We start from the raw sequence: 25,259 nt of genomic DNA, 5'->3' as shown, positions 1-25,259 counted from the left end.
CTCCGCACCCGGCCCGGCCGTCCACCGCGGCCGGCCCCGGCCCGGTTTCTCAGGCGCGCAGGTCGACCAGGACGGGCGGGGCGTGCTCGCCCTCGACCGTCGTCACGGACAGCACCGCGTGCCCGGCGGGGACGGCGTTGGCGAGGTCGGAGGCGGACCAGCGTTCGCGCTCGACGGTGCGGACGGTGACGGCCTTGGAGGTGGCCGCCTTGCCGGTGACCAGGTGGCGGAAGATGTGGAACGCCTTCATCCCCGCGCCGTGCGCGATGATTTGACGGTCCGTCACATCGCGGGTCTCCACCCATTCCTTGCCCCACACCTCGGCGAACGGCGCCCCGTCCCAGGGCGTCACACCGGCGAACGCCATCCGGCAGCCGACCGCGCCGAGCAGCGCGCTGCGCAGCCCCTCGGGGACGTCGTCCAGGGAGCGCAGGGTCAGCACCGCACCGGCATTGGCCGAGCGCAGCCGCTGGAGGCCGCGCAGCGCCTCGGCGGTGACGGTGTGCGCGGCCTCGTCCAGGACCAGGCAGGCGAACAGCGAGCGGTCGGTGCGGGCCACCGCGCACTCGGTGAACTGGGCGAGGACCAGCCGCGCGAGGATCCGGGACGCCTCCGCGTGGCCGCGTTCGGGGAGTTCGATACGGACCCGGAGCGGGTGGTCGAGGGAGCGCAGCGAGACCTGGCGGGTGCCGCCCGTGGGGTCGAAGAAGGCGGCGAACGCCGGGCGGTCGAGGAGGGCGATGCGGTCGGCGAGGAGCAGGCCGACATCGCCGGGGCGTTCCGACTGGCGGGCGCGGGCGTCCAGTTCGCGCAGCAGGGTGTGGTCGCCGGCCTCCTCCAGGGCGGTGCGCAGCGCGGTCACCGCCTGCGGTGCGCCGTCCAGCAGTTCACGCAGCTCGGGCACGGTCGGGAAGCGGTCGCGGGCGGCGCGGAAGGGACCCAGCAGCTGGGCCAGCGCGGTCGCCGCACGCCGGCTGTCGCCGCCGGGCAGCTGCTCGGCGAGATCGCCGACCAGCGCCTCGGCGAGGATGCCGGCCGCCTCGTCGGGGTCGGTGGTGCCGCCGTAGAGGTCGAGGTCGCAGTCCGGGTCCGGGCGGCCGATCCCGACGACCACGTCGTACGCGTCGGCGGGGCCGAGGTCGGCCCCCGCCGGGCCGACGGCGACCACGGCGCACTGCCCGGCGAGCGCCTGGAGGCACATGGCCTCCACGACCGGCCGGACGACCCGGGTCGTCTTGCCGCTCCCCGCGGGCCCGACGGCCAGCAGGGAGGTGCCCAGCACCCGCGGCTCCAGGGCCGAGCCGGTGCCCCGGTGCTGGTACGGGTTGCGCGGATGGTCGGCGGCGGTGCCGATGCGGACCTGGTGGGCGAGCAGATCGTGGTGGGCGGTGCGGCGCACCAGGTCGCGCTGCCCTGAGGGGTGCGCACAGGCCGCGGCGCCGTGCCGCAGAACGGTGTCGGTGAAGGAGGCGAGGGAGTGCTTCCCGGAGCGCACCGAGCGCCAGGCGCGCTCGATCCGGGCCACGTCCACATCGTTCATCCGTCCGGCGCGGGCCTCCTCGGCCAGCTTGTCCGCGGCGTCGGGGGCGCCGTGGACGCGCAGTTCGGGCCACTGGGCGCGGTCGGCGGCGGGCTGCGGCACGGCGGCCGGGGCGCGGTCGCGCAGACGGCGCAGGGTCGGGCCGAGGAAGCGGCGGGCCAGTTCGGGCCAGCGGCCGACGCGGCCGAAGACGACGGCCATGAGGGCCAGGAACAGCCCGTAGTAGATGTAGCTGGCCCAGACGTAGGCCATCGGCTCGGTCCCGTCCCGCCAGGAGTCGGGCGTCAGGAGCACCAGCGGCCAGAGCCAGTAGCTGCCCAGGTACCCGTTCCACAGCAGCGACCACAGCAGCCAGCCGCACAGGAACGAGATCACCGCCCCGCTGATCAGCTGCCGCAGGGGGACCCGCTCGGGCTCCTCCTTGGCGCGCGGGCGGTGGCCGTACGTCCAGATGCCGGGCGCGGCGGCCGGGCGCGGGGTGCGCAGCCACCCGACGAGCGGCGGCTCGGCGCCGCCCTGCCGGCCGGCGGGCGGGGCGGCGGGGGCGGCCGGCCGGGGCGGCGCGGCGGGCGGCGGCGGGGTGGGCGGTGCCGCCGGCCGCGGGATCCGGTCCGAGCGGGTGTTGCGCGCGTCCTGGGTGCCGTCGGTGTTCATCCGGTGCCCTTGTCCCCCTCGAACCGTGACCCTCTGACCCTGGTCTGCTGCCGCTCAATCTACTGGCCGCGCACCGTGGCTATGTCCGGTGCGGACAACGCAACACGCGCACTTCTCCCGAACGGAACATGCCCGACCCGGCCGACCGCCCCTAACCTGCGAGAACAAGACCTCTGTACGTCCGTGTTCCACCCCCAGGAGACTGCCATGACCGAACTGTCCGGAGGGCCCGCCCTCCCCCAGGAGCGTCGCGTCGTCACCGCGATCCCCGGCCCCAAGTCCCAGGAGCTGTGGGCCCGTAAGCAGGCCACCGTGGCGGCCGGCGTCGGCGCCGTGCTGCCCGTGTTCGTCAAGCGCGCGGGCGGCGGCGTCCTGGAGGACGTGGACGGCAACTCCCTGATCGACTTCGGCTCCGGCATCGCGGTGACCTCGGTGGGCAACAGCGCGGAGGCCGTGGTCCGCCGGGCCACCGCGCAGCTCGCCGACTTCACCCACACCTGTGCGATGGTCACGCCGTACGAGCCGTACGTCGAGGTCTGCGAGGCGCTGGCCGAGCTGACGCCGGGCGACCACGAGAAGAAGTCGGCGCTGTTCAACTCCGGTGCGGAGGCCGTCGAGAACGCCGTCAAGATCGCCCGTGCGTACACCAAGCGCCAGGCGGTCGTCGTCTTCGACCACGGCTACCACGGCCGGACGAACCTGACGATGGCGCTGACCGCGAAGAACATGCCGTACAAGCACGGCTTCGGCCCGTTCGCCCCCGAGGTCTACCGCGTTCCGCTGGCCTACCCCTACCGCTGGCTGACCGGCCCGGAGAACTGCGCGCAGGAGGCCGCCGAGCAGGCCATCACGCAGATCACCAAGCAGATCGGCGCGGAGAACGTCGCGGCGATCATCATCGAGCCGGTGCTCGGCGAGGGCGGTTTCATCGAGCCGGCCAAGGGCTTCCTCCCGGCCCTCGCGAACTTCGCGAAGGAGAACGGGATCGTCTTCGTCGCGGACGAGATCCAGTCCGGCTTCTGCCGTACGGGCCAGTGGTTCGCGTGCGAGGACGAGGGCATCGTGCCGGACCTCATCACGACCGCCAAGGGCATCGCGGGCGGTCTGCCGCTGGCGGCCGTCACCGGCCGCGCGGAGATCATGGACGCCGCGCACGCGGGCGGCCTGGGCGGCACCTACGGCGGCAACCCGGTGGCCTGCGCCGCCGCGCTCGGCTCCATCGAGACCATGCGCGAGCTGGACCTGAACGCCAAGGCCAGGCACATCGAGGAGGTCATGAAGGCCCGCCTCACCGCGATGCAGGAGAAGTACGACATCATCGGCGAGGTCCGCGGTCGCGGCGCGATGATCGCGATCGAGCTGGTCAGGTCCGGTTCCAAGGACCCCAACCCGGAGGTCACCGGCGCGCTCGCCAAGGCGTGCCACCAGGAGGGCCTGCTGGTGCTGACGACCGGCACGTTCGGCAACGTGCTGCGCTTCCTGCCGCCGCTGGTCATCGGCGAGGATCTGCTCAACGAGGGCCTGGACATCCTGGAGGCGGCGTTCGGCGCGCTCTGAGCGGCGGCCGGGTCCGTACGGGCCGCCCCATGGACCGGCGAGCGCACGGCATCCGGGCGCGGCCCGGGGCGCGGCGCAGGCCGTGTCCCGGGCCGCGCCCCGTTCGCCTCCCCTACCAGGACAAACGGAACCTGACGTACCGCGTGAAGAAGATGTGCGGGGGCAATGGCGGCCAGGTGATGCGGCTTACGGGGGCGCTCCCGGTGCCGTACGGTTTCGGCAGATGAGAGAAACACCCCGCCCGCAGGGGACTGCGGGTGACGCCCGGTCGGCGCTTCCCCGGCTTCGACCTGGCCGTGCCCTCGCGCACAACACCGGAGCCGATGGCTCCGGGAATCCTCACCGATCGGATGTCCGCCCGCCCCAGACCCCCCGGGGCGCGCGGGACACCGGTCAGCGCGGCCGTTCCGGAACCACCCCCCCTGTTCCGGGACGGTCGCTTTTCCGTGCGTTTCATGTGCCGCGCCCCGGCCGCCGCCATGCGGTCGTCGCGCTGGTCAGCGCGCTGCTCTTCGGGCTGATCAGCTGGCAGGTGGCGGCCCACGGAGCGGTGCGCGCCCTCGACGAACGGCTCGGCCGCGGTCTGGAGTCGAGCGCCGTCCCCGGGCCGCTCGCCCAGTTCCTCGCCGATCTCGGCAATACGGCCGTGGCACTGCCGGTGCTGCTGGTGGCGGCGGGGTGGGCGCTGTGGCGGCTGCGGCGTGCGGCGGCTGCGGGCCGCGGACCGGCGCGGCCCTGGCTGCCGCCGCTCGCCGCGCTGGGCGGCCTGGCCGCGGTGCCCGCGCTGGTGGTCCCGTTCAAGGTGTGGCTCGACCGGCCGGGGCCGCCCTCGATGGCCGGGTCGCACGAGGGCTTCTATCCCTCGGGGCACGGGGCGACCGCGGCCGTCGCGTACGGTCTGGCGGCGCTGCTGCTGGCGCGGGCGCACCGCCGCGGGGCCGCACGTCGCGAGGACGGCCGACCGGCGGACCGCGGGCGCGGCCGGATCGCGGCGATCCCCGCCGCGGTGGTGCCGGCGGCGGGGATCGGGCTGCTCAATGCGGGCGTCGGCCTGGGACTGGTGCGGCAGGGGTACCACTGGCCGCTCGACGTGCTCGGCAGCTGGTGTCTGGCCGGGGTGCTGCTGCCCGTGTGGTGCGCGGTGTGCGACCGGTGGGGCGGGCGGTCCGGGTCGGACCGCTAGGGCCGGTCCGACCCGGACCCACAGCCCCGCGGACGTACCGCCGACTGCCGTTCCGTCAGCCGTTGACCGGGTTGACGAAGGTGCCGGGGTGGGTGGCGCCCGACTGGTCGAGGATGGCGCCGCCGTAGGGCCACTTGAGCGCGAAGGGCTTCTTCTCGTTCGGCGGGGTGACGGTCACCAGACCGGGCTCGACCTTCTTGTCGTCCTTGCCGGTGGTGGGCAGCAGCTCGATGGTGAACTGGGTGTGCGCGCCCGGCTTCAGCGTCACCGGGGCCGGCTTCTTGGCGGAGCGTCGCAGGTCCCAGGTGGTGCCGTCGGTGCCCTTGATCTGGACGCCCGGGAAGCCGTCCAGGGTGCAGCTGGCCTTGCCGATGTTCTTCAGCCACACCGCGGCGGTCTGCTGGGAGTCGCTCTTCATGTCGGGGATGCCGCCGCCCTCGGAGCCCCAGCCGGCCTGGAGTCCGCCGGTGGTGCACCGGCCGCCCGCAGCGCCGGCGTGCGAACCCTGCCCGGCGTGCGAACGGTGCCCAGCCGAGGTGGACTTGGCACCCGTCGAACCGCCCGCGGTACCGCCCGAGGTGCCGCCGTCACCGGAGCCGCCGGAGCCGCCGGGGTCGGCGGCGGCCGAGGCCGAGCCGGACGGGGAGCCGGCGGCGTCGGACTTGGCGCCGTTGCAGGCGGTCAGGCCGAGCGCGGCAACCGCGATCAGGCCCGCGGCGGCGGCCCTGCGGCCGTGGCGGAGCGTGGTGTGCGACATGGTGTCCCCCTCGTGGTGGGCTGCGTCCGGTGGTCGTTCGCAGGTACCACTCTGGTCGCCGCCGCTGATGATCGGCTAACACGCCGCTAACATCCGGCCGCCGCGTCACCCGAGGGAGGAGGCGGCGGGAGAAGCAGGCAGTCGGGGCGGGCGGCGCACCGGCCGCCCGCCCCGTGCGGCGTACGAGGGGGAAGGCGGGTCGGGTCAGCTGTCGAAGCCCAGGCCCACCTTGTCCATGGCTTTCAGCCAGAGGTTGCGCCGGCCGCCGTTCTCGTCGGCGCGGGTCATGGACCACTGGGTGAGGCCGATGCCCAGCGACCGCACCGGCTCGGGCGGGAAGGGCAGCGGCTTGGTCCGCACCATCTCCAGCTCGGTACGCGCGGTGCGCTCCCCCGAGAGCAGGTCGAGCATCACGTCCGCGCCGAAGCGGGTGGCGCCGACGCCCAGCCCGGTGTAGCCCAGCGCGTAGGCCACCCGCCCGCCGTGGGCGGTGCCGAAGAAGGCCGAGAAGCGGGAGCAGGTGTCGATGGCGCCGCCCCAGGCGTGGCTGAAGCGGAGCCCTTCGAGCTGCGGGAAGCAGCGGAAGAAGTGGTGGGCGAGCTTGCGGTAGGTGGCCGGGTGGTGGTCGTACTCGGCCCGTACGCCGCCGCCGTAGCGGTGGATGATGTCGTAGCCGCCCCACAGGATGCGGTGGTCGGCGGTGATGCGGAAGTAGTGGAAGTGGTTGGCGCTGTCGCTGAGGCCCTGCCGGTTCTTCCAGCCGATGGCGGCGAGCTGTTCGGCGCTGAGCGGCTCGGTCATCAGGGCGTGGTCGTAGACCGGCGCGATGTACGGGCGCACCCGCCTGACCAGCGACGGGAAGGCGTTGGTGCCCAGTGCCGCATGCCGGGCGAAGACCCGGCCGTACGGGGTGCGGACGGCGATGCCCGCGCCGCGCGAGGAGAGTCGGGTGCCCGGCGTGTGCTCGTAGATGCGGACGCCCAGGGAGAGGCAGGCCCGCTTGAGGCCCCAGGCGAGCTTGGCCGGGTGGAGCATCGCGACGCCCGTGCGGTCCCACAGGCCGGCGAGGAAGGTGGGCGAGTCGACCTCGGCGCGGACCGCCTCGCGGTCGAGGAACTCCCGTCCCTCCAGGCCGAGTTGCGCAGCCTCCTCGGCCATCTCGCGGAGTTCGGCGACCTGGTGCGGGGCGGTGGCGACGTCGATCTCGCCGGTGCGCTCGAAGTCGCAGTCGATGCCGTGGCGGGCGACGGCGTCCTCGATCCCGTCGAGGTTGCGGGCGCCCAGCTCCTCCAGCTCGGCGAGTTCGCCGGGCCAGCGGGACAGGCCGTTGCCCAGGCCGTGGGTGAGCGAGGCGGCGCAGAAGCCGCCGTTGCGCCCGGAGGCGGCCCAGCCGACTTCCTGGCCCTCGATGAGGACGACATCGCGCTGCGGGTCGCGCTCCTTGGCGAGCAGCGCGGTCCACAGCCCGGAGTAGCCGCCGCCGACGACCAGCAGATCGCAGCGCTCGTCGCCGACGAGGGCGGGCAGGGCGTGGGGGCGGGCAGGGTCCTCCAGCCAGAACGGCCGGGGGGTGGCGTCGGCCAGCGCGTGGACGGGGGACGCTTCGGACGGATACGGCACGTCAGCTCGTGCCATGGTTCTCAGCTCCTCTGGCGGCGTTTCTTGCCGGCCGTCCGGCCGACGAAGACGCAGAGCACGGCGACCAGGAACATCGCCGTACCGATGACGTTGATCTGAACAGGAGTGCCCCGCTGCGCCGATCCCCAGACGAACATGGGGAAGGTCACGGTGGAGCCCGCATTGAAGTTGGTGATGATGAAGTCGTCGAAGGACAGCGCGAAGGAGAGCAGCGCGCCGGCCGCGATCCCGGGCGCCGCGATCGGCAGCGTGACCCGCAGGAACGTCTGCACCGGTGTGGCGTAGAGGTCCTGGGCGGCCTGCTCCAGCCGCGGGTCCATGCTCATCACCCGGGCCTTGACGGCGGTGACGACGAAGCTCAGGCAGAACGTGATGTGCGCGATGAGGATCGTCCAGAAGCCGAACTGGATGCCCATGTTGAGGAAGAGGGTCGCCAGGGAGGCGGCCATGACGACCTCGGGCATGGCCATCGGCAGGAAGATCAGGGTGCCCACGCCTCCGCGGGCGCGGAAGCGGTAGCGGGCCAGCGCGAACGCGATCATGGTGCCGAGGACGGTCGCCCCGACGGTGGCCCAGACGGCGATCTCCAGGCTGAGCCCGAGCGAGCCGCACATGTCGGCGACGCCGCACGGATCGGTCCAGGCGTCCGTGGAGAACCGCGTCCACTGGTAGTTGAAGCGGCCGTTGGGCTTGTTGAAGGAGAAGACCATCACGACGAGGTTGGGCAGGATCAGATAGCCCAGCGTGCCCAGGCCCGCGATCGTGACGATGTGGCGGCGCAGCCACCGCAGGGCCCGGTTCGGGGGGCGGACCGCGGTGGCTCGGGTGGTCTCGTGGACGGCCATCAGACCAGGTCCTCCGTCCCCGACTTGCGGATGTAGAGCGTGACCATGGCGAGGATGGCCGCCATGAGGATGAAGGAGAGGGCGGCGGCGGTCGGGTAGTCCAGGACGCGCAGGAACTGCGACTGGATGACGTTGCCGATCATCTTCTGGTCCGTGGAGCCCAGCAGTTCGGCGTTGATGTAGTCGCCGGCGGCCGGGATGAAGGTCAGCAGGGTGCCGGCGACGACGCCGGGCATGGACAGCGGGAAGGTGACCCGGCGGAACGTCGTCGCCGGGCGGGCGTAGAGGTCGCCGGCGGCCTCGTGCAGCCGCGGGTCGATGCGCTCCAGCGAGGTGTAGAGCGGCAGGACCATGAACGGCAGGAAGTTGTACGTCAGTCCGCAGACCACCGCGAGCGGGGTGGCCAGCACCCGGTGCCCCTCGGTGATGCCGAGGGCGCTGGTGACGTCCAGGACGTGGAGGTGATTGAGGGCGCCGACGACCGGTCCGCCGTCGGCCAGGATCGTCTTCCAGGCCAGCGTGCGGATCAGGAAGCTGGTGAAGAACGGGGCGATCACCAGGATCATCACCACGTTCCGCCAGCGCCCGGCCTTGAAGGCGATCAGATACGCCAGCGGGTAGCCCAGCGCCAGGCAGAGCACGGTGGCGACGGCGGCGTACGCCACCGAGCGGACGAACTGCGGCCAGTATTCGGCGAGGGCGTCCCAGTAGGTGGCGACGTGCCAGGTGACCTTGAAGCCCTCTTCGAGGGAGCCGGTCTGGAGGGAGGTCGACGCCTGGTAGACCAGCGGCGCGGCGAAGAAGACGATCAGCCACAGGATGCCGGGCAGCAGCAGCCAGTAGGGGATCAGCCGCTTGCGGACCGGGGTCGTGCGGATCTCCAGGGAGTCGGCGGTATCTGGGCGCTCCGGTGGCGCGGGGGTTTCGGTGGTCGTCACGCGGCCTCCTCGTCGAGGTCCGCGCCGGCGTCGATATCCTGGTCCGCGTCCAGCGCGAAGGTGTGCGCCGGGTTCCAGTGCAGCACGATCTCCGCGCCGGGCACGAGCCGGCCGTCGCGCTCGATGTTCTGCTCGTAGACGGCGAGTTCGCCCAGCCCCGGCACGTCGACGACGTACTGGGTGGAGACGCCGATGAAGCTGGCGTCCTTGATGCGGCCGGGCAGCCGGTTGCGGCCCTCGGCGAGGGTCCCGGCGGCGTCGGCGTGCGCCAGGGACACCTTCTCGGGCCGGACGCCGGCCAGCACCTTGTCGCCGCTGCGGGCCGGGGCGCTGCACCGCCGGGCGGGCAGCCGGAGCTTGGCGTCGCCGGCCCTGAGGAGCAGTTCCTCGCCGCCCGCCTCGACGACCTCGGCCTGGATGAGGTTGGAGGTGCCCAGGAAGTTGGCGACGAAGGTGGTGGCGGGGTTCTCGTACAACTCGGCGGGGGCGCCGAGCTGTTCGACCCGGCCGCCGTTCATCACGGCCACGGTGTCGGCCATCGTCATGGCCTCCTCCTGGTCGTGGGTGACATGGACGAAGGTGATGCCGACCTCGGTCTGGATGCGCTTGAGCTCCAGCTGCATCTGTCGGCGCAGCTTGAGGTCGAGGGCGCCCAGCGGCTCGTCCAGCAGCAGCACCTCGGGGTGGTTGATCAGCGCCCGCGCGACCGCCACCCGCTGCTGCTGGCCGCCGGAGAGCTGCTGCGGCCTGCGGCGCGCCATCGGGCCGAGCTGGACGAGGTCGAGCATCTCCTCGACCTGCTTCTTGACGGACTTGATGCCGCGGCGGCGCAGTCCGAAGGCGACGTTCTCGTAGATGTCCAGGTGCGGGAAGAGCGCGTAGTTCTGGAAGACGGTGTTGACCTGGCGCTTGTAGGGCGGCAGGACGGTGACGTCCCGGCCGGAGAGTTCGACGGTCCCGGTGGTGGGCTCCTCCAACCCGGCGATCATGCGCAGAGTGGTCGTCTTGCCGCAGCCCGAGGCGCCCAGGAGGGCGAAGAAGGACCCGGCGGGGACGGTGAGGTCGAGCGGGTGGACGGCGGTGAAGGAACCGTAGGTCTTGCTGATCCCGCGGAGGCGGACGTCGCCGCCGCTGCTCCGGGGGGTCTCGGTGTGGGTCATGTGGGTCGTCCCGTGGGTCGGAGGGCAGAACGGCTCGGGCCGGGCCTGGTGCGCGGCTCAGGCGCCGGTGAGGTCGGAGAACTTCTGGTTGAACGCCCGGTTCTCCTGAGGGGTCAGCGCGCGGAAGGAGTGGGATCGGGCGATCATCTCCTGGTCCGGCAGGATCAGCGGGTTCTCCGCCAGCTCCTTGTCGATCTTGGCGAGTTCGCCGCGTACGCCGTCGACGGGGCAGGCGTAGTTGATGAACGCGGCGAGCCGGGCCGCCACCGCCGGCTCGTAGAAGTAGTCGATGAGCCGTTCGGCGTTCTCCTTGTGGCGCGCCTTGCCGGGCACCATCAGGTTGTCGGTCGACGTCATGTAGCCGGCCTTGGGGACGGCATAGCCGATGGCGGGGTTGTCGCTCTGGAGCTGGACGACGTCGCCGGCCCAGGCCACGCACGCGGCGAGGTCGCCCTTTTCCAGGTCGCTGGTGTAGTCGTTGCCGGTGAAGCGGCGGATCTGCTTGCGGTCGACGGCTTTCTGGAGCCGGGCGAGGGCCGCGTCGAAGTCGTCGGCGGTGGCGTCCTCGGGCCGCTTGCCCATGTCCAGCAGGGTCAGCCCGATGGTGTCGCGCATCTCGGAGAGGAAGCCGACCCGGCCGGCGAGCTGCGGGTCCTCCAGCAGCTGGCCGACCGAGTCGACCGTGCGTCCGCCGGTGGCCCTCTTGTTGTACGCGATGATCGCGGGGATGCCCTGCCAGACGTAGGAGTGCTTGCGGCCCGGGTCCCAGGACGGATTGCGGTACTGGGCCGCCAGGTTGGCCGAGGCGTGCGGCAGTTGCGACCGGTCGAGCGGCTGGATCCAGCCGAGGGAGATCATCCGGGCGCACATCCAGTCGGTGAGCACGATCAGATCGCGGCCGGTGTCCTGCCCGTTGGCGAGCTGCGCCTGGACCTTGCCGAAGAACTCGTCGTTGTCGTTGATGTCCTCGGTGTAGTCGACGGTGATCCCGGTCCGCCGCCGGAACGCGTCCAGCGTCGGATGGTGCTTCCCGTCGTCGCTGACGTCCATGTACTGCGTCCAGCTGGAGAAGTGGATCCGCTTCTCCGCCGCCGAGTGGTCCACGGTGAGCGCCGCGTCGGTACGGCCCGCGGGGGCGATTCCACAGGCCGACAGGGCGGCGGCGCCGCCCGCCACGGCCGCCAGGGCGCCGCCCGCGCGCAGCAGCGAGCGGCGGGTCACGGCCAGCCGGCCGTCGGTGAGACTGCGGCGCATGGCGGTGAGCTCGACCGCGGAGAGGGGGGCGGGAGGCACCAGGGGTGCGGGCTGCTCGTGGTGGTCCATGCGCGGTGCCCTTTCAGGGGTTGTGCCCGGCGCTCGGCCGGTGGGGACGGTGCCGCACGGCGCCGGCCGCGGGCGGTGCGGGCGCCCGGGAGGGGCGCCCGCCGGCGAGGCGGCTACCCGCGGTCCCCGAAGATCGTGCGGTGCCAGTCCTTCCTGGCCACCGCGGTGTTGTCGTACATGACGTGCTTGACCTGCGTGTACTCCTCGAAGGAGTACGCCGACATGTCCTTGCCGAAGCCGGACGCCTTGGCGCCGCCGTGCGGCATCTCGCTGATGATCGGGATGTGGTCGTTGACCCAGACGCAGCCCGCGTTGATCTCGCGGGTGGCCCGGCCGGTGCGGTAGACGTCGCGGCTCCAGGCGGAGGCGGCCAGTCCGTAGGGGGTGTCGTTGGCGAGCGCGATGCCCTCGTCGTCGCTGTCGAAGGGCAGCACGGCCAGCACCGGCCCGAAGATCTCGGACTGCACGATCTCGCTGTCCTGGGCGGCCCCGGCGATCAGCGTCGGCCGGTAGTACGCCCCCTTGGACAGCGCACTGCCGCTGCCGAAGTCGGGCGCCCCGCCGCCGGTGACGACGGTGGCGTACCCCCGGGCGCGCTCGACGAAGCCGGCCACCCGGTCCCGTTGGGCGTGCGAGATCAGCGGCCCGAGGTCGGTCGACGGGTCGAACGGGTCGCCCAGCCGTACGGTCGCCATCAGATCGGCGACCCCGCTCACGAACGCGTCGTAGAGCGGGCGTTGGACATAGGCCCGGGTGGCGGCGGTGCAGTCCTGGCCCGTGTTGATCAGCGCCCCGGCGACCGCGCCGTGGACCGCGGCCTCCAGGTCCGCGTCGTCGAAGACCACGAACGGGGCCTTGCCGCCCAGTTCCAGGTGGATCCGCTTGACCGTCCCGGTGGCGATCTCGGCGACGCGCCTGCCGACCCCGGTCGAGCCGGTGAAAGAGGTCATGGCGACGCCGGCGTGGCCGACCAGGTGCTCGCCGGCGTCCCGGCCCGCCCCCGAGACGATGTTGAGCACCCCGTCCGGGAGCCCCGCGCGCTGTGCGGCCTGGGCGAACAGCAGCGAGGTCAGCGGGGTGATCTCGGCGGGCTTGAGGACGATCGTGTTGCCCGCCGCGACGGCCGGCAGCACCTTCCAGGCGGCCATCTGGAGCGGGTAGTTCCAGGGCGCGACGGAGCCGACGACGCCGATGGGTTCCCGGCGGATCACCGAGGTGTGGTCGCCGCTGTATTCCCCGGCCGCCTTGCCTTCGAGGTGGCGTGCGGCACCGGCGAAGAACGCGGCGTTGTCGATCGACCCCGGGACGTCGAACTCCTTGCTGAGCCTGATCGGCTTTCCGCAGTTCAGCGATTCGGCGGCGGCGAGGTCCTCGGCGTCCTCGGCGAGCGCCGCGGCGAAGCGGTGCAGGGTGTCGGAACGCTCGCCCGGCGTGGCCCGCGACCATCCGGGAAACGCCTCCCGCGCAGCCGCCACGGCGGCGTCCACATCGCCCGTGCCTGCGAGTTCGTAGTGGAGGACGGTCTCTCCGGTGGCCGGGTCCACGACGTCCTGCATGCGGCCGGAAGTGCCGCCGCAAAGACGGCCGGCGATGAATTGCGCGCCCTCGGCGAATCGCTCGGTCACATCGAATCGCTGGTCCATGGTGCTCTCCTCCGCCGGGCGCCGGGGCCGCGCAGCGGCACAGCCAGGCGTAGCTATTTCCGGATTCGATGGCCGATCTTGACAGAGCTGAAGGCGACCAACAAGTGATTCCGTTGTTGCCTTTTGGTTACGCGACGAATTCTGCGAATTCAGGGGTCCGGGACCCCGACACGTTGTCAGTGCCCGCTGACAGAATCTCGGCATGCTGCACGACACCACGGGGATCATGGCCGGGCGCACCGCGGACGGACCGCGCTCGGTCGAAGAACTGAGCGCACTGTCCGCCGCCGGCAAGCGCGTCAGATATGTCCACTTCTGGGGTCATCGCCCGCTGCGCGACGGCCGTATCGGGGCGAGCTGTTTCAGCCAGTGGTGGCCCTCCCCCTTCACCGTCGACGGGGTCCGCTATGCGACCGCCGAGCACTGGATGATGGCCGGCAAGGCCCGTCTGTTCGGCGACGCGGAGGCGGAGCGGCGCGCGATAGCCGCCCGCCATCCCAAGGAGGCCAAGGACGCCGGGCGGAGCGTGGGCGGTTTCGACGAGGCGCGCTGGCAGCGCCACCGCTTCGCCCTCGTCCTCGAAGGCAGCCTGCACAAATTCGGCCACCACGCCGATCTGCGGGAGTTCCTGCTGGGCACCGGCTCCCGGGTCCTGGTGGAGGCCAGCCCTCTGGACCGCGTCTGGGGCATCGGCCTCGCCGCCGACGACGAGCGCGCCGGCGACCCGGCCCGCTGGCGCGGTCACAACCTCCTCGGCTTCGCCCTCATGGAGGCGCGCCAGAGGCTGGCGGAAGGGGAAACCACCGCCCCCATACGATGACCGGACCGCACTGTCCGCGCCGCCCCTCATCCAGGAGGAACCGTTGTCCGACCTCGACGCCTTCATCGCGGGCCTGCCCAAGGCGGAGCTGCATGTCCACCACGTCGGCTCGGCCTCGCCGCGCATCGTCGCCGAGCTGGCCGCCCGGCACCCCGACTCCGCCGTGCCCAGCGACCCCGAGGCGCTCGCGGACTACTTCACCTTCCGCGACTTCGCGCACTTCATCGAGGTCTACCTCTCCGTCGTGGACCTGATCCGCGACGCCGAGGACGTGCGGCTGCTGACGTACGAGGTCGCCCGCGACATGGCCCGCCAGCAGATCCGCTACGCCGAGCTGACCATCACCCCGTTCAGCTCGGTCCGCCGCGGCATCCCGGACGCCGCGTTCGTCGAGGCCATCGAGGACGCCAGGAAGTCGGCCGAGGCCGAGCTGGGAGTGGTGCTGCGCTGGTGCTTCGACATCCCCGGCGAGGCCGGCCTGGAGGCCGCCGAGGAGACCGCCCGCATCGCCTGCGAGCTCCAGCCCGAGGGGCTGGTCTCGTTCGGCCTCGGCGGACCCGAAATCGGCGTACCGCGGCCCCAGTTCAAGCCGTACTTCGACCGGGCCATCGCCGCCGGGCTGCGCTCCGTCCCGCACGCCGGCGAGACCACCGGCCCCGGCACGATCTGGGACGCCCTCCGCGACCTGCGCGCCGAGCGCATCGGCCACGGCATCAGCGCCGCCCAGGACCCGCAGCTGCTGGCCCATCTCGCCGAGCGCCGCATCGCGTTGGAGGTCTGCCCGACGTCCAACATCGCCACCCGCGCCGTCCGCACACTCGACGAGCACCCCCTCAAGGAGCTGGTCGACGCCGGCGTCCTGGTCACCGTCAACAGCGACGACCCGCCGATGTTCGGCACCGACCTGAACACCGAATACGCCGTCGCCGCCCGCCTCCTGGAGCTGGACACCACGGGCCTGACCGCCCTCGCCAAGAACGCCGTGACCGCCTCGTTCATGGACGACGCGGCCAAGGCCCGGCTGGCGGCCGAGATCGACGCCTACGCGCGCAGCTGGCGCGGCTAGGGCTTGTCGGGTGGGTCATCGCCGGTGCCGCGCGGGCGGGGCAACCCCCCTCTGCGCGGCGCCGGTTGGGGCGGCGACCGGTGCGCGGGTCAGTTCCGGACCAGCCGCCGTGCCACCCCGTGCGAGACGACCGTGGCCGCGCCCGCGGCGGCCACGCCCCGGACGGCACTGGCGACGGTCGTCGGGCGCAGCCGGCCGGCACGCCGCAGCCGGCCGCGCGCCCAGAGCGTGAAGGGGATGACGAGCACGGGCGAGGTGGCGGAGCCCGGGGTGTAGCCGCGGGTGGCCGCCGCCTGTGCGAGATGCATCAGGCCGTGCAGCCCGAAGCCGTCCAGCGTGCTCTGGAAGAACGCGGACCGGCCGCCCGTGCGGTGTCCGCGGACGGCCGCGGCGGCCACGATGACCGCCATCACACCGACCGCCGCCGCGAACTCCCGCTCGGTGACGCCCTCCATGGCCTGCCAGACCCGCTCCGGCACCCGGGGGAAGCGCTTCCGCAGGGCCGGTACGTTCTCCCGGACCCAGCGCGGCCCGAACGCCACCTCCTCCGCGTCGTGCAGCGCCCATGCGGCGAACAGCCCCAGCGTGACGGCGGGCGCAATCCCGTCGACCGGTATCCCGTCGACGGGCGGCGCGGACGGTTCGGGGACCTTCGGCTTGACCACAGAGATCGGCATAACCGCCAAGTCTGGCACGCCGGTTGGCCCCCGCGGCCACCGGCCCGCCCCCCGGCGACGGGCTCCTACAGCCCCACGATCGCGTTCCACTCCTTCGCGAACTCGGTCCGCTCCCCGGCCGTGATGTCCCGTGCGATGGCCAGCCGCCTGCGCAACTGCGCGCCCGGGAAGATCAGCGGGTCCTCGGCGAGCTTGGCCCGGTCCTTGTCCTTCGACGAGGCCAGCACCTCCCGCGCGGCCGGCACCGGGCACACGTAGTTGACCCAGGCGGCCAGCTCCGCCGCGACCTCGGGCCGGTAGTAGTAGTCGATCAGCCGCTCCGCGTTCCGCTTGTGGGCCGCGAGGTTGGGGATCATCATGCTCTCCGCCCACAGCTCGGCCCCCTCCTCCGGCACCACGAACTCGATGTCCGGGTTGTCCGCCTGCAACTGGATCACATCGCCGGAGTACGCCTGCGCGGCCAGCACATCACCGGAGTCCAGGTCCTTGATGTAGTCGTTGCCGGTGAAGCGGCGGACCTGGCCCCTGCGGACCAGGCCGCGGACCTGGTCGATCATCCGGTGGAAGTCGTCGGCGGTCCAGCGGGTGATGTCGACGCCGTTGCCCTGGAGCAGCATCGCGAACGCCTCGTCGAGCCCGGACAGCAGGGTGACCCGGCCGCGGAGGTCGTCCTTCCACAGGTCGGAGGTGTGCTTGATCTCCCGGCCGAGCTTCCTGCGGTTGTAGGCGATGCCGGTGATCCCGGACTGCCAGGGCACCGAGTGCATCCGGCCGGGGTCGAAGTGCGGCGTGCGCAGCAGCGGATCGAGGTACTTCGCGACGTTCGGCTGGGCCTTCCGGTCCATCGTCTCGACCCATCCCAGCCGGACGAACCGGGCGCACATCCAGTCGCTGACGACGATGAGATCGCGGCCGGTGGCCTGGTGGTTCATCAACGCGGGGCTGATCTTCCCGAAGAACTCGTCGTTGTCGTTGATCTCCTCGGTGTACGTCACCGAGGTCCCGGTGCTCTTCTGGAACGCGTCCAGGGTGGGCCGGCGCTGCTTGTCGTGGTCGTCGACGTCGATGTAGAGCGGCCAGTTGGCGAAGACCAGCCTGCGGTCCTGCGCGGAGCGGTCCGGGCTCTCGCGGTCGGCCGCGTCGACATACGCCGGCGGCACCCCGCACCCCGTCATGGCGGCCAGCGCCCCGGTCACACCGATTCCGCCCATGCCCCGAAGCAGCGAACGCCGCGAAAGATCAGCCATGGCGAGCACTCTCACGTGCCACGGGCGGAGGCGGCAAGAGACAGAGCGTCAGTTGCCGGGCCTCCGCCCGCGACGGTGTGTCGAGCGTCCCGTGCCGCCCGACGGCGGGGATCCCCCGGGTCCGCCGGCGGCTCAGCCGCCCAGCGAGGTCATCACGTGCTTGATCCGGGTGTAGTCGTCGAAGCCGTAGGACGAGAGGTCCTTGCCGTAGCCGGACTTCTTGAACCCGCCGTGCGGCATCTCGGCGACCAGCGGGATGTGGGTGTTGATCCACACGCAGCCGAAGTCGAGGCCCTTGGACATCCGCATCGCCCGGGCGTGGTCCTTGGTCCACACCGAGGACGCCAGCGCGTACTCGACGCCGTTGGCCCACTCCAGCGCCTGCGCCTCGTCGCGGAAGGACTGGACGGTGATGACCGGCCCGAAGACCTCGTTCTGGACGATCTCGTCGTCCTGCTTGAGGCCCGAGACGACGGTGGGCGCGAAGAAGTAGCCCTTCTCGCCGACCTGTTCGCCGCCCGCCTCGATCTTGGCGTGCGCGGGCAGCCGCTCGATGAAGCCCTTGACCTGCGCGAGCTGGTTGGCGTTGTTCAGCGGGCCGTACAGCACGTCCTCGTCGTCGACCGCACCGGTCCTGGTCTCCGAGGCGGCCTTGGCCAGCGCGGCGACGAACTCGTCGTGGATGGACTCCTGGACGAGCACGCGGGTGGCGGCCGTACAGTCCTGGCCGGCGTTGAAGTAGCCGGCGATGGCGATGTCCTCGACGGCCTTGGCGATGTCGGTGTCCTCGAAGACCACGACCGGCGCCTTGCCGCCCAGCTCCAGGTGGACCCGCTTGAGGTCCTTGGAGGCTGACTCGGCGACCTGCATACCGGCGCGCACCGAGCCGGTGATCGAGGCCATCGCCGGCACCTTGTGCTCGACCATCAGGCGGCCGGTCTCCCGGTCGCCGCAGATCACGTTGAACACGCCGCGGGAGTGGCCCAGTTCGTCCAGCACACCGCCGATGATGTCGGCGATCAGCACCGTCGAGGCGGGGGTGGTGTCGGAGGGCTTGATGACCACGGTGTTGCCCGCGGCGAGTGCCGGGGCGAACTTCCACACGGCCATCATCATCGGGTAGTTCCACGGCGCGACCTGGGCGCAGACACCGACCGGCTCCCGCCGGATGATGGAGGTGAAGCCGTCCATGTACTCGCCGGCCGAGCGGCCTTCGAGCATCCGGGCGGCACCCGCGAAGAAGCGGATCTGGTCCACCATCGGCGGGATCTCCTCGGAGCGTACGAGGGCGATCGGCTTGCCGCAGTTCTCGGACTCGGCGGCGATCAGCTCCTCGGCGCGCTCCTCGAAGCGGTCGGCGATCTTGAGGAGGACCTTCTGGCGCTCGGCGGGGATCAGGTCGCGCCAGGCGGGGAATGCCGCCTCGGCAGCCGCCATGGCCGCGTCCACGTCCGCGGAGCCCGACAGAGGGGCAGTGGCGTAGGGCTCGCCCGTCGCGGGGTTGACCACCTCCGTGGTCCGGCCGTCGGCGGCGTCCCGGAACTCCCCGTCGATGTAGTTGCGCAGACGACGCAGTGCGGTGGTCACTGTGCGCCCCCTTCAGTCAGATATCCGGTGGTTGGATACCCACCCTAGCCGCGACGGCGACGTTTTCAACACACCCAGGCCGATCGAACAACGGAATCAGTGAAATCTCGATCGCTACACAACTGATTTCATCGATTTGGGGTTGCCATACAGTCGAACCTCGTGCACAGTGAACGACGTGGCCACTCGTGACAGAAACGGCACCCCGTCGATCGACTCCGTCTCCCTGGCGATCATCGAGCAGCTCCAGGAGGACGGGCGCCGTCCGTACGCCGCGATCGGCAAGGCCGTCGGCCTGTCCGAGGCGGCGGTACGCCAACGCGTACAGAAACTGCTCGACCAAGGCGTGATGCAGATCGTCGCGGTCACCGACCCCCTCACGGTCGGTTTCCGTCGGCAGGCAATGGTCGGCATCAATGTCGAGGGTGACCTCGACCCTGTGGCCGACGCCCTGACGACCATGGAGGAAGTCGAGTACGTCGTCATGACGGCAGGCTCCTTCGATCTCATCATCGAGATCGTCTGCGAGGACGACGACCACCTCCTGGAAATGATCAACAAGAGGATCCGCACGCTTCCCGGCGTTCGATCCACCGAGAGCTTCGTGTACCTCAAGCTCCGGAAGCAGACCTACACCTGGGGAACGAGATAGCACATGAGCGAGCACAGCGAGCGAATCATCAAGAGGTGCGCGCTGCACGAATGCCAGCCCGCCGAGCGAAGCGAGGCTTGCGCATGAGCGCCGACCTCTCCAAGACGGCGTACGACCACCTGTGGATGCACTTCACCCGCATGTCGTCGTACGAGAACGCCCCCGTGCCCACGATCGTGCGCGGTGAGGGCACCAACATCTACGACGACAAGGGCAAGCGCTACATCGACGGCCTCGCCGGCCTCTTCGTGGTCAACGCCGGCCACGGCCGGGTCGAGCTCGCCGAGACCGCCTACAAGCAGGCCCAGGAACTGGCCTTCTTCCCGGTGTGGTCGTACGCGCACCCCAAGGCCGTGGAGCTGGCCGAGCGCCTGGCGAACTACGCCCCGGGCGACCTCAACAAGGTCTTCTTCACCACCGGCGGCGGCGAGGCGGTCGAGACCGCCTGGAAGCTGGCCAAGCAGTACTTCAAGCTCACCGGCAAGCCGATGAAGCACAAGGTCATATCCCGTGCGGTCGCCTACCACGGCACCCCGCAGGGCGCCCTGTCGATCACCGGCCTGCCGGGCCTGAAGGCCCCCTTCGAGCCGCTGGTCCCCGGCGCGCACAAGGTCCCGAACACCAACATCTACCGCGCTCCGATCCACGGCGACGACCCCGAGGCCTTCGGCCGCTGGGCCGCCGACCAGATCGAGCAGCAGATCCTCTTCGAGGGTCCGGAGACCGTCGCCGCGGTCTTCCTGGAGCCGGTCCAGAACGCCGGTGGCTGCTTCCCCCCGCCCCCCGGCTACTTCCAGCGGGTCCGCGAGATCTGCGACCAGTACGACGTGCTGCTCGTCTCCGACGAGGTCATCTGCGCCTTCGGCCGCCTCGGCACGATCTTCGCCTGTGACAAGTTCGGCTACGTCCCGGACATGATCACCTGCGCCAAGGGCATGACCTCGGGCTACTCCCCGATCGGCGCCTGCATCGTCTCCGACCGCCTGGCCGAGCCGTTCTACAAGGGCGACAACACCTTCCTGCACGGCTACACCTTCGGTGGCCACCCGGTCTCCGCCGCCGTCGGCATCGCCAACCTCGACATCTTCGAGCGCGAGGGCCTCAACCAGCACGTCCTCGACAACGAGGGCAACTTCCTCAGCACGCTCCAGAAGCTGCACGACCTGCCGATCGTCGGCGACGTCCGCGGCAACGGCTTCTTCTACGGCATCGAGCTCGTCAAGGACAAGGCCACCAAGGAGTCCTTCAACGACGAGGAGACCGAGCGCGTCCTCTACGGCTTCCTCTCGAAGGCCCTGTACGACAACGGCCTCTACTGCCGCGCCGACGACCGCGGCGACCCCGTCATCCAGCTGGCCCCGCCGCTGATCGCCGACCAGAGCGTCTTCGACGAGATCGAGCAGATCCTGCGCTCCGTCCTCACCGAGGCGTGGACCAGGCTCTGACCTTCGCGCCACCCCTTGGTTCGCTACTACACAACTGAGCATCTGGCGGCCCAGATTCACTCACTTCAAGCCATACGAGTGAATCTGGGCCGTTGTGCCTGCCGAGCACCGAATGTCGAGGGTCGCGAGTCCTTACCGTGCCAGTGACCGATACCCTCCGTGGTCGTTCACCCGGCCGGGGGAAGGACCAGCGAACAAGCAAGAGGTGCGCAGATGGTGGCCCCGCCTGACAACGACGTGCTCTGGGCTCGCGACCTGCACCACATGCACGGCGGCACCACCGCCCTCACCGGAGTCTCCCTCGGCGTCCGGGAGGGCGAGATCGTCGCCGTCACCGGCCCCCGCGGCAGCGGCAAGACCACCCTCCTTCACTGCCTGTCCGGACAGATCGTCCCCACCGAGGGCGAGGTCTGGTTCAACGGCGCCTCCGTGCACACCCTCTCCTCCCCCAGCCGCGAACGGCTGCGGCTCGACCGGTTCGGCTGGATCGACACCGAACCCCACCTCGTCCCCGAACTCACCGCCTGGGAGAACGCTGCCCTCCCCCTCCTGCTGCGCGGCGCCGGCCACCGCTCTGCCAAGAACACCGCCGTCGAATGGCTGGACCGCCTCGACGTCGGCATGTGCGCCCGCCGCCGCCCCGCACGGCTCGACCAGTCCCAGCTCCAGCGCGTCGCCATCGCCCGCGCCCTCGCCACCACCCCGCAGGTGCTCTTCGCCGACGAGCCGACCGCCCCGCTCCACAGCGCCGACGGCACCCAGGTGCTGCGCACCCTGACGACCGCGGCCCGCTCGCACCAGATCACCGTGATCCTGGCGACCTACGACCCCCAGGTCGCCGCCCTCGCCGACCGCGCCCTCTCCCTCCTCGACGGCCGCCTCTCGGGCGCCGTGCCCGCCACCGCCGACTCCTCCGATGAGGAAAGCAGGGCAGCGTGCTCGCTCTCCGTCTAGCCCGCGGCTCCCACCCCCTCGTCCTGCTGCGCCGTCTCTTCGTCACCGCCGCCTCCGCCGGCACCGGATTCCTGCTGCTGTCCGCCCTCGGCCACGCCGCCGGCCACCCCACCACCGCCGGCGATTCCCTGACCCGCCTGCTGTGGTGCGCCGCCCCACTCGCCGCCACCGCACAGCTCGCGGTCTCCGTCGCCCGTACGGACCCGGCCGCCCGCCTCCAGCGCGGCATGACCGCCGCCGGCCTGGGCCCGTTGCGGCTCACCCTGCTCGCCGCGGCCTCCACCGCACTGTCCTGCGTCCTCGGCGTCCTCCTCTCTCTGCTCGTCTTCCTCCACCTCCGCGGCGACCTCGGCGGCTCCACCGCCGACAGCGCCCACTCCGACCTGCTCGGCTCCGGCCACCCGGTGCCGCTCGCCGGATCCGTCATGCTGCTGGCGGCCGTCCCGCTCGCCGCCGCCGCGGCGACCGCCGTCTCGCTGCGCCCCCGCAACGACGCCGGCTACGCCGACAGCGAGGCACACTCCACCGCAGCCCCCACCGGCCTCCCGTGGGGCGTCGCCCTGACCGCGGCGGGCCTGGCGATCGAGGCGTACACCAGCCCCGCCACCGACACCCACGGCGGGAAGCTCCCCCTCCCGGGCCAGCTGATCGGCAGCGCCCCGGGCGTCCTGGCCGGCTGGGCGCTTGCCTCCTTCGGACTCGTCCTGGCCGGCCCCGGCCTGGTGCATCTGTCCGGACAACTGCTGTGCGCGGGGCGCCCCGGCGCGCTGCGACTGCTGTCCGGACGCGTACTCCAGGAGGAGTCGCACCGCCTGGGCCGCCCGCTCGGTGTCCTGTGCGCGGTGGCCTCAGGGACCTACGCCGCCGTCACCGTGTACGGAACTGCTCCCTCCCATCCCGTCGGACCGCTGACCACCATCGGCACATCGGTCATCTTTGCCTGCGTCACCGCCAGCGCACTGGCCGCCGCACTGGAGTCCCGGTCGGCCCGCGCCCGCACCACCGCCGCCCTGCGCCGCCTCGGCGCACCCGTTTCCGTCCTCCACCGCGCCACAGCACTGCGCGCCCTCGCGCTCACGCTGGTGCTGGGCCCGCTGACGTGGACCGTCGCCGAGATGGCCACCTTTCCGCTGGTGCACTGAGGGCACTGCGGGCACTGCGGGCACTGCGGGGCACCGAAGGCCGTCCGGCTCAGCCGGTGGCGGATCGGTCAGGACGGTGGGGCGACAGTCCGGCAGGGGAACGGCGCTGCGGTTCGGTCGTGGCGCTGCATGCACATCGGTGCGCTGCGGGCCACCGCGTGCGGTGTCGTAGGGGGCGGTGCGGTGCGAAGTGACCGCCGGTCGGCGTCTACGCAGCCTGAAGCATCGGCCTCAGCGGGCGAGGGCGGTGACCTCGACCTCTATTCGCCAGTCCGGCTGGGCCAACGACGACACTTCCAGGAGGGTGTCGGCAGGATAGGGCTCGGACAGGAACTCCTCGCGCAGGGCGATGACTTGGTCGAGGCCGGCTGCCATGTCCGTCACGAAGATGCCCACCTTCACCACATCGGCGAACGAGGCGCCGGCCGCCGCGAGCACCCGCTCGACATTCGCGAACGCCTGCCGTCCCTGAGCCAGGAAGTCGTCCGAGACGGTCCGCCCCTGCTCGTCGATCCCCGTCTGCCCGGAGACGTGGATCAGGCCGCCCGCTTTGATGGCCTGCGAGATCTTGTACGGCTCATACCAGTCCGGCGTGGTGGCGATCCGCTCGATCTCCTGCGCACTCCCGGCCGCAGCGACACCGGTCGTCGACATGACTCTCCCCCTCAACGATCCATGCGCAAGCATCCCTTGCATGCACATACATAATTTTCTGCTGCATGTACGCTGCTGTCAAGAGCTCGGCGAAGAACGCACAGCAGGAAGACCACACGGCAGCCCGGCAACGGGAGAAGGCAGAAGGCGATGGACGCGGAGCACTGGGACCGGTTCGGCGCGCTGCACACGCGTGTCGAGCAGGAGCTGGCGAAGGCCCTTCAGCAGCACCACAGCCTCGGCCTCTCCGAGTACCGCGCACTGGCCCGGCTCGCGGAGGCCGACGAGGGCGAGCTGCGCATGCAGGAGCTCGCCGACCTCATCGGCCTCAATCAGAGCTCGGTCAGCCGGCTGGCCTCGCGTCTGGAGTCGTCCGGCCTGACCCGCCGGGACCTGTGCGCCGACGACCGGCGCGGCGTCTACAGCGTGATCACCGACGAGGGCCGGGACGTACAGAACAGAGCGCGCCCGACGTACGACAGCGCCTTGCGCTCCGCACTCGATGCCGCGGCCGAAGACGGGCTGCTCGCACCCCTGGTGCAGTCACTGCGGACCTAACATGGCGGGCGTGCGGTCGAATTCAGAGCCCCCGGTGTCCCGCAGCCCCCGCGAGCGGGGCCAGGAGATCGACTCCATCACGGCGTTCGACCGGGTCGCCGCTTCGGGCAGCCTCGCCGGATACCGCGTTCGGTCCCTCGATCTGACGGACCGCACCTTCGCGCTGCTCAGTACGGATACCGCGGAGTCCGTCTTCCTCGGCTGCGCCATGGAGCCGGACGCCGCCGCGAAGGTACGTGCCGGGGGCGCACTGGTCTTCCCGCCGGTACCGGGCCTGCCGGTCGATCCGTATCGCGGCAGCCTGTACGCACCGGACGAGCTCTTCGAGGGGCTGGTCGACGCCGGTTACGACGCGACCCCGGACGCCCGTGCGTACCACTGGTACCAGGAGACCAAGGCGGGCGGCGATGTGTTCGCCTCCATACTGCGGAGCATCCACGACGATGCGGTGTCGGACGCCCTGGACGAGCATCTCGCGGGTTCGCGCGTGGTCGGGATCATGGGCGGCCACTCCCTGGAGCGCGGCTCCGCCGCCTATGCGGGCGCGGCCCGGCTCGGCCGCCGGCTCACCCGAGACGGCCTGACCGTCGCGACCGGCGGCGGCCCGGGCGCCATGGAGGCGGCGAACCTCGGCGCCTACGCCGCGCCCTTCGAGGACGGCATGCTCGACTCGGCGCTGGAGCTCCTGTCCAAGGCGCCGTACTTCAGGCCCTCCGTCACCGACTGGGCGCGGGCCGCCTTCGACGTGCGCCGGAGCCGGCCGGGCGGCGGCGCCTCCGTCGGCATCCCCACCTGGTTCTACGGCCATGAACCGCCGAACCCCTTCGCGTCGCATATCGCGAAGTACTTCGTCAACGCGCTCCGTGAGGACGGCTTGCTGGCCCGGTCCCATGCCGGCGTGGTGTTCCTTCCGGGTGCGGCGGGGACCGTTCAGGAGATCTTCGACAACGCGACCCCGAACTACTACCGGTCGCGCGGCGAACCGACCCCCATGGTGCTGGTGAACCGCGAGCACTGGACCGAGGAGCTGCCGACGTGGCCGCTGCTCCGGGCGCTGGCGGCCGACCGCCCCATGGCGGCACGGATCGCCCTGGTGGATTCGGTGGACGACGTCCCGGAGGCGTTGGCACGCCTCGCGGCGGAGGCCGGTCCCTGACGGCGACCTGTTCCTGATCCTTCGACCGTCGAGAGATCTATTTGCCCGCCGAGGCAACTCCCG

The 25,259-nt window shown here is 71.4% G+C and carries 22 protein-coding genes; 10 read left to right on the top strand and 12 right to left on the bottom strand.

Annotated features, from left to right (window positions below):
* Positions 1-49: 49 nt before the first annotated feature.
* Positions 50-2,194 (bottom strand): ATP-binding protein, encoded by a 2,145-nt coding sequence (locus tag IEZ17_RS03325; protein ID WP_189296100.1) that lies wholly within the window; start codon positions 2,192-2,194, stop codon positions 50-52.
* Positions 2,195-2,401: 207 nt separating this feature from the next.
* Here IEZ17_RS03325 and gabT point away from each other — a divergent pair, with 207 nt between their 5' ends.
* Entirely contained in the window at positions 2,402-3,751 is a 1,350-nt protein-coding gene (gabT, locus tag IEZ17_RS03320; RefSeq protein ID WP_189296098.1) for a 4-aminobutyrate--2-oxoglutarate transaminase, read from the top strand.
* Positions 3,752-4,208: 457 nt separating this feature from the next.
* Positions 4,209-4,934 carry a phosphatase PAP2 family protein gene (locus IEZ17_RS03315; protein WP_229851720.1) on the top strand — a complete coding sequence of 242 codons (726 nt, stop codon included), beginning with the start codon at positions 4,209-4,211 and terminating at the stop codon, positions 4,932-4,934.
* Positions 4,935-4,989: 55 nt separating this feature from the next.
* On the opposite strand, the gene IEZ17_RS03310 is transcribed toward IEZ17_RS03315, so the two are convergent.
* The 7 genes from IEZ17_RS03310 to IEZ17_RS03280 all read right to left on the bottom strand — a co-directional run bounded on the left by IEZ17_RS03310 (position 4,990) and on the right by IEZ17_RS03280 (position 13,238).
* Positions 4,990-5,691, bottom strand: a complete 702-nt coding sequence (locus tag IEZ17_RS03310; RefSeq protein WP_189296094.1) for a DUF4232 domain-containing protein — start codon at positions 5,689-5,691, stop codon at positions 4,990-4,992.
* Between the two features lie 204 nt (positions 5,692-5,895).
* On the bottom strand, positions 5,896-7,326 hold the full coding sequence (locus tag IEZ17_RS03305) for an NAD(P)/FAD-dependent oxidoreductase (RefSeq protein ID WP_189296092.1): 1,431 nt from the start codon (positions 7,324-7,326) through the stop codon (positions 5,896-5,898).
* 5 nt (positions 7,327-7,331) lie between these two features.
* The gene (locus IEZ17_RS03300) at positions 7,332-8,174 is read right to left on the bottom strand and encodes an ABC transporter permease (RefSeq protein WP_189296090.1); all 843 of its coding nucleotides are present in this window, start codon (positions 8,172-8,174) and stop codon (positions 7,332-7,334) included.
* The gene (locus IEZ17_RS03295; protein WP_189296088.1) at positions 8,174-9,112 is read right to left on the bottom strand and encodes an ABC transporter permease; all 939 of its coding nucleotides are present in this window, start codon (positions 9,110-9,112) and stop codon (positions 8,174-8,176) included. The genes IEZ17_RS03300 and IEZ17_RS03295 overlap by 1 nt, the downstream gene beginning before the upstream one ends.
* On the bottom strand, positions 9,109-10,272 hold the full coding sequence (locus IEZ17_RS03290) for an ABC transporter ATP-binding protein (protein WP_189296086.1): 1,164 nt from the start codon (positions 10,270-10,272) through the stop codon (positions 9,109-9,111). The genes IEZ17_RS03295 and IEZ17_RS03290 overlap by 4 nt, the downstream gene beginning before the upstream one ends.
* A 57-nt stretch (positions 10,273-10,329) precedes the next feature.
* Positions 10,330-11,595 carry a polyamine ABC transporter substrate-binding protein gene (locus IEZ17_RS03285; protein ID WP_189296085.1) on the bottom strand — a complete coding sequence of 422 codons (1,266 nt, stop codon included), beginning with the start codon at positions 11,593-11,595 and terminating at the stop codon, positions 10,330-10,332.
* A gap of 113 nt (positions 11,596-11,708) precedes the next feature.
* Complete coding sequence (locus tag IEZ17_RS03280; RefSeq protein ID WP_189296084.1) at positions 11,709-13,238, bottom strand: gamma-aminobutyraldehyde dehydrogenase; 1,530 nt, start codon at positions 13,236-13,238, stop codon at positions 11,709-11,711.
* A gap of 202 nt (positions 13,239-13,440) precedes the next feature.
* Between IEZ17_RS03280 and ybiA the strand changes: the two genes are divergently transcribed.
* Both ybiA and IEZ17_RS03270 read left to right on the top strand, forming a co-directional pair.
* Positions 13,441-14,058 carry a riboflavin biosynthesis intermediates N-glycosidase gene (gene ybiA, locus IEZ17_RS03275; RefSeq protein WP_189296083.1) on the top strand — a complete coding sequence of 206 codons (618 nt, stop codon included), beginning with the start codon at positions 13,441-13,443 and terminating at the stop codon, positions 14,056-14,058.
* 43 nt (positions 14,059-14,101) lie between these two features.
* Positions 14,102-15,124: an adenosine deaminase gene (locus tag IEZ17_RS03270; RefSeq protein WP_189296082.1), complete on the top strand. Its 1,023-nt coding sequence runs from the start codon at positions 14,102-14,104 to the stop codon at positions 15,122-15,124.
* A gap of 89 nt (positions 15,125-15,213) precedes the next feature.
* Here IEZ17_RS03270 and IEZ17_RS03265 read toward each other — a convergent pair whose 3' ends face one another.
* The 3 genes from IEZ17_RS03265 to IEZ17_RS03255 form a co-directional block, all read right to left on the bottom strand.
* Positions 15,214-15,801 (bottom strand): HXXEE domain-containing protein, encoded by a 588-nt coding sequence (locus IEZ17_RS03265; RefSeq protein ID WP_189296081.1) that lies wholly within the window; start codon positions 15,799-15,801, stop codon positions 15,214-15,216.
* 65 nt (positions 15,802-15,866) lie between these two features.
* On the bottom strand, positions 15,867-17,048 hold the full coding sequence (locus IEZ17_RS03260; RefSeq protein WP_189296079.1) for an ABC transporter substrate-binding protein: 1,182 nt from the start codon (positions 17,046-17,048) through the stop codon (positions 15,867-15,869).
* 132 nt (positions 17,049-17,180) lie between these two features.
* Positions 17,181-18,635 (bottom strand): gamma-aminobutyraldehyde dehydrogenase, encoded by a 1,455-nt coding sequence (locus IEZ17_RS03255; RefSeq protein ID WP_189296077.1) that lies wholly within the window; start codon positions 18,633-18,635, stop codon positions 17,181-17,183.
* 178 nt (positions 18,636-18,813) lie between these two features.
* Between IEZ17_RS03255 and IEZ17_RS03250 the strand changes: the two genes are divergently transcribed.
* The 4 genes from IEZ17_RS03250 (at position 18,814) to IEZ17_RS03235 (ending at position 22,828) form a co-directional block, all read left to right on the top strand.
* Positions 18,814-19,287, top strand: coding sequence for an Lrp/AsnC family transcriptional regulator (locus IEZ17_RS03250; protein WP_018087114.1), 474 nt, complete (start codon positions 18,814-18,816; stop codon positions 19,285-19,287).
* An 83-nt stretch (positions 19,288-19,370) separates the two neighbouring features.
* The gene (locus IEZ17_RS03245) at positions 19,371-20,732 is read left to right on the top strand and encodes an aspartate aminotransferase family protein (RefSeq protein WP_189296075.1); all 1,362 of its coding nucleotides are present in this window, start codon (positions 19,371-19,373) and stop codon (positions 20,730-20,732) included.
* 213 nt (positions 20,733-20,945) lie between these two features.
* On the top strand, positions 20,946-21,686 hold the full coding sequence (locus IEZ17_RS03240; protein ID WP_189296073.1) for an ABC transporter ATP-binding protein: 741 nt from the start codon (positions 20,946-20,948) through the stop codon (positions 21,684-21,686).
* A complete protein-coding gene (locus IEZ17_RS03235; protein WP_189296071.1) occupies positions 21,668-22,828 on the top strand; it encodes a hypothetical protein in 1,161 nt (386 codons plus the stop codon). Before IEZ17_RS03240 ends, IEZ17_RS03235 begins: the two co-directional genes overlap by 19 nt.
* 231 nt (positions 22,829-23,059) lie before the next feature.
* Here IEZ17_RS03235 and IEZ17_RS03230 read toward each other — a convergent pair whose 3' ends face one another.
* A complete protein-coding gene (locus IEZ17_RS03230) occupies positions 23,060-23,482 on the bottom strand; it encodes a RidA family protein (protein WP_189296069.1) in 423 nt (140 codons plus the stop codon).
* A 150-nt stretch (positions 23,483-23,632) separates the two neighbouring features.
* Here IEZ17_RS03230 and IEZ17_RS03225 point away from each other — a divergent pair, with 150 nt between their 5' ends.
* Positions 23,633-24,040 (top strand): MarR family winged helix-turn-helix transcriptional regulator, encoded by a 408-nt coding sequence (locus IEZ17_RS03225; protein WP_189296067.1) that lies wholly within the window; start codon positions 23,633-23,635, stop codon positions 24,038-24,040.
* A gap of 1 nt (position 24,041) precedes the next feature.
* On the top strand, positions 24,042-25,196 hold the full coding sequence (locus IEZ17_RS03220) for an LOG family protein (RefSeq protein ID WP_189296065.1): 1,155 nt from the start codon (positions 24,042-24,044) through the stop codon (positions 25,194-25,196).
* Positions 25,197-25,259: the final 63 nt, after the last annotated feature.

It is taken from the genome of Streptomyces albospinus (assembly GCF_014648695.1).
GTDB lineage: Bacteria > Actinomycetota > Actinomycetes > Streptomycetales > Streptomycetaceae > Streptomyces > Streptomyces albospinus.
The sequence above is the reverse complement of the archived record's forward strand: the minus strand, read 5'-3'. Positions and strand labels throughout refer to the sequence as shown.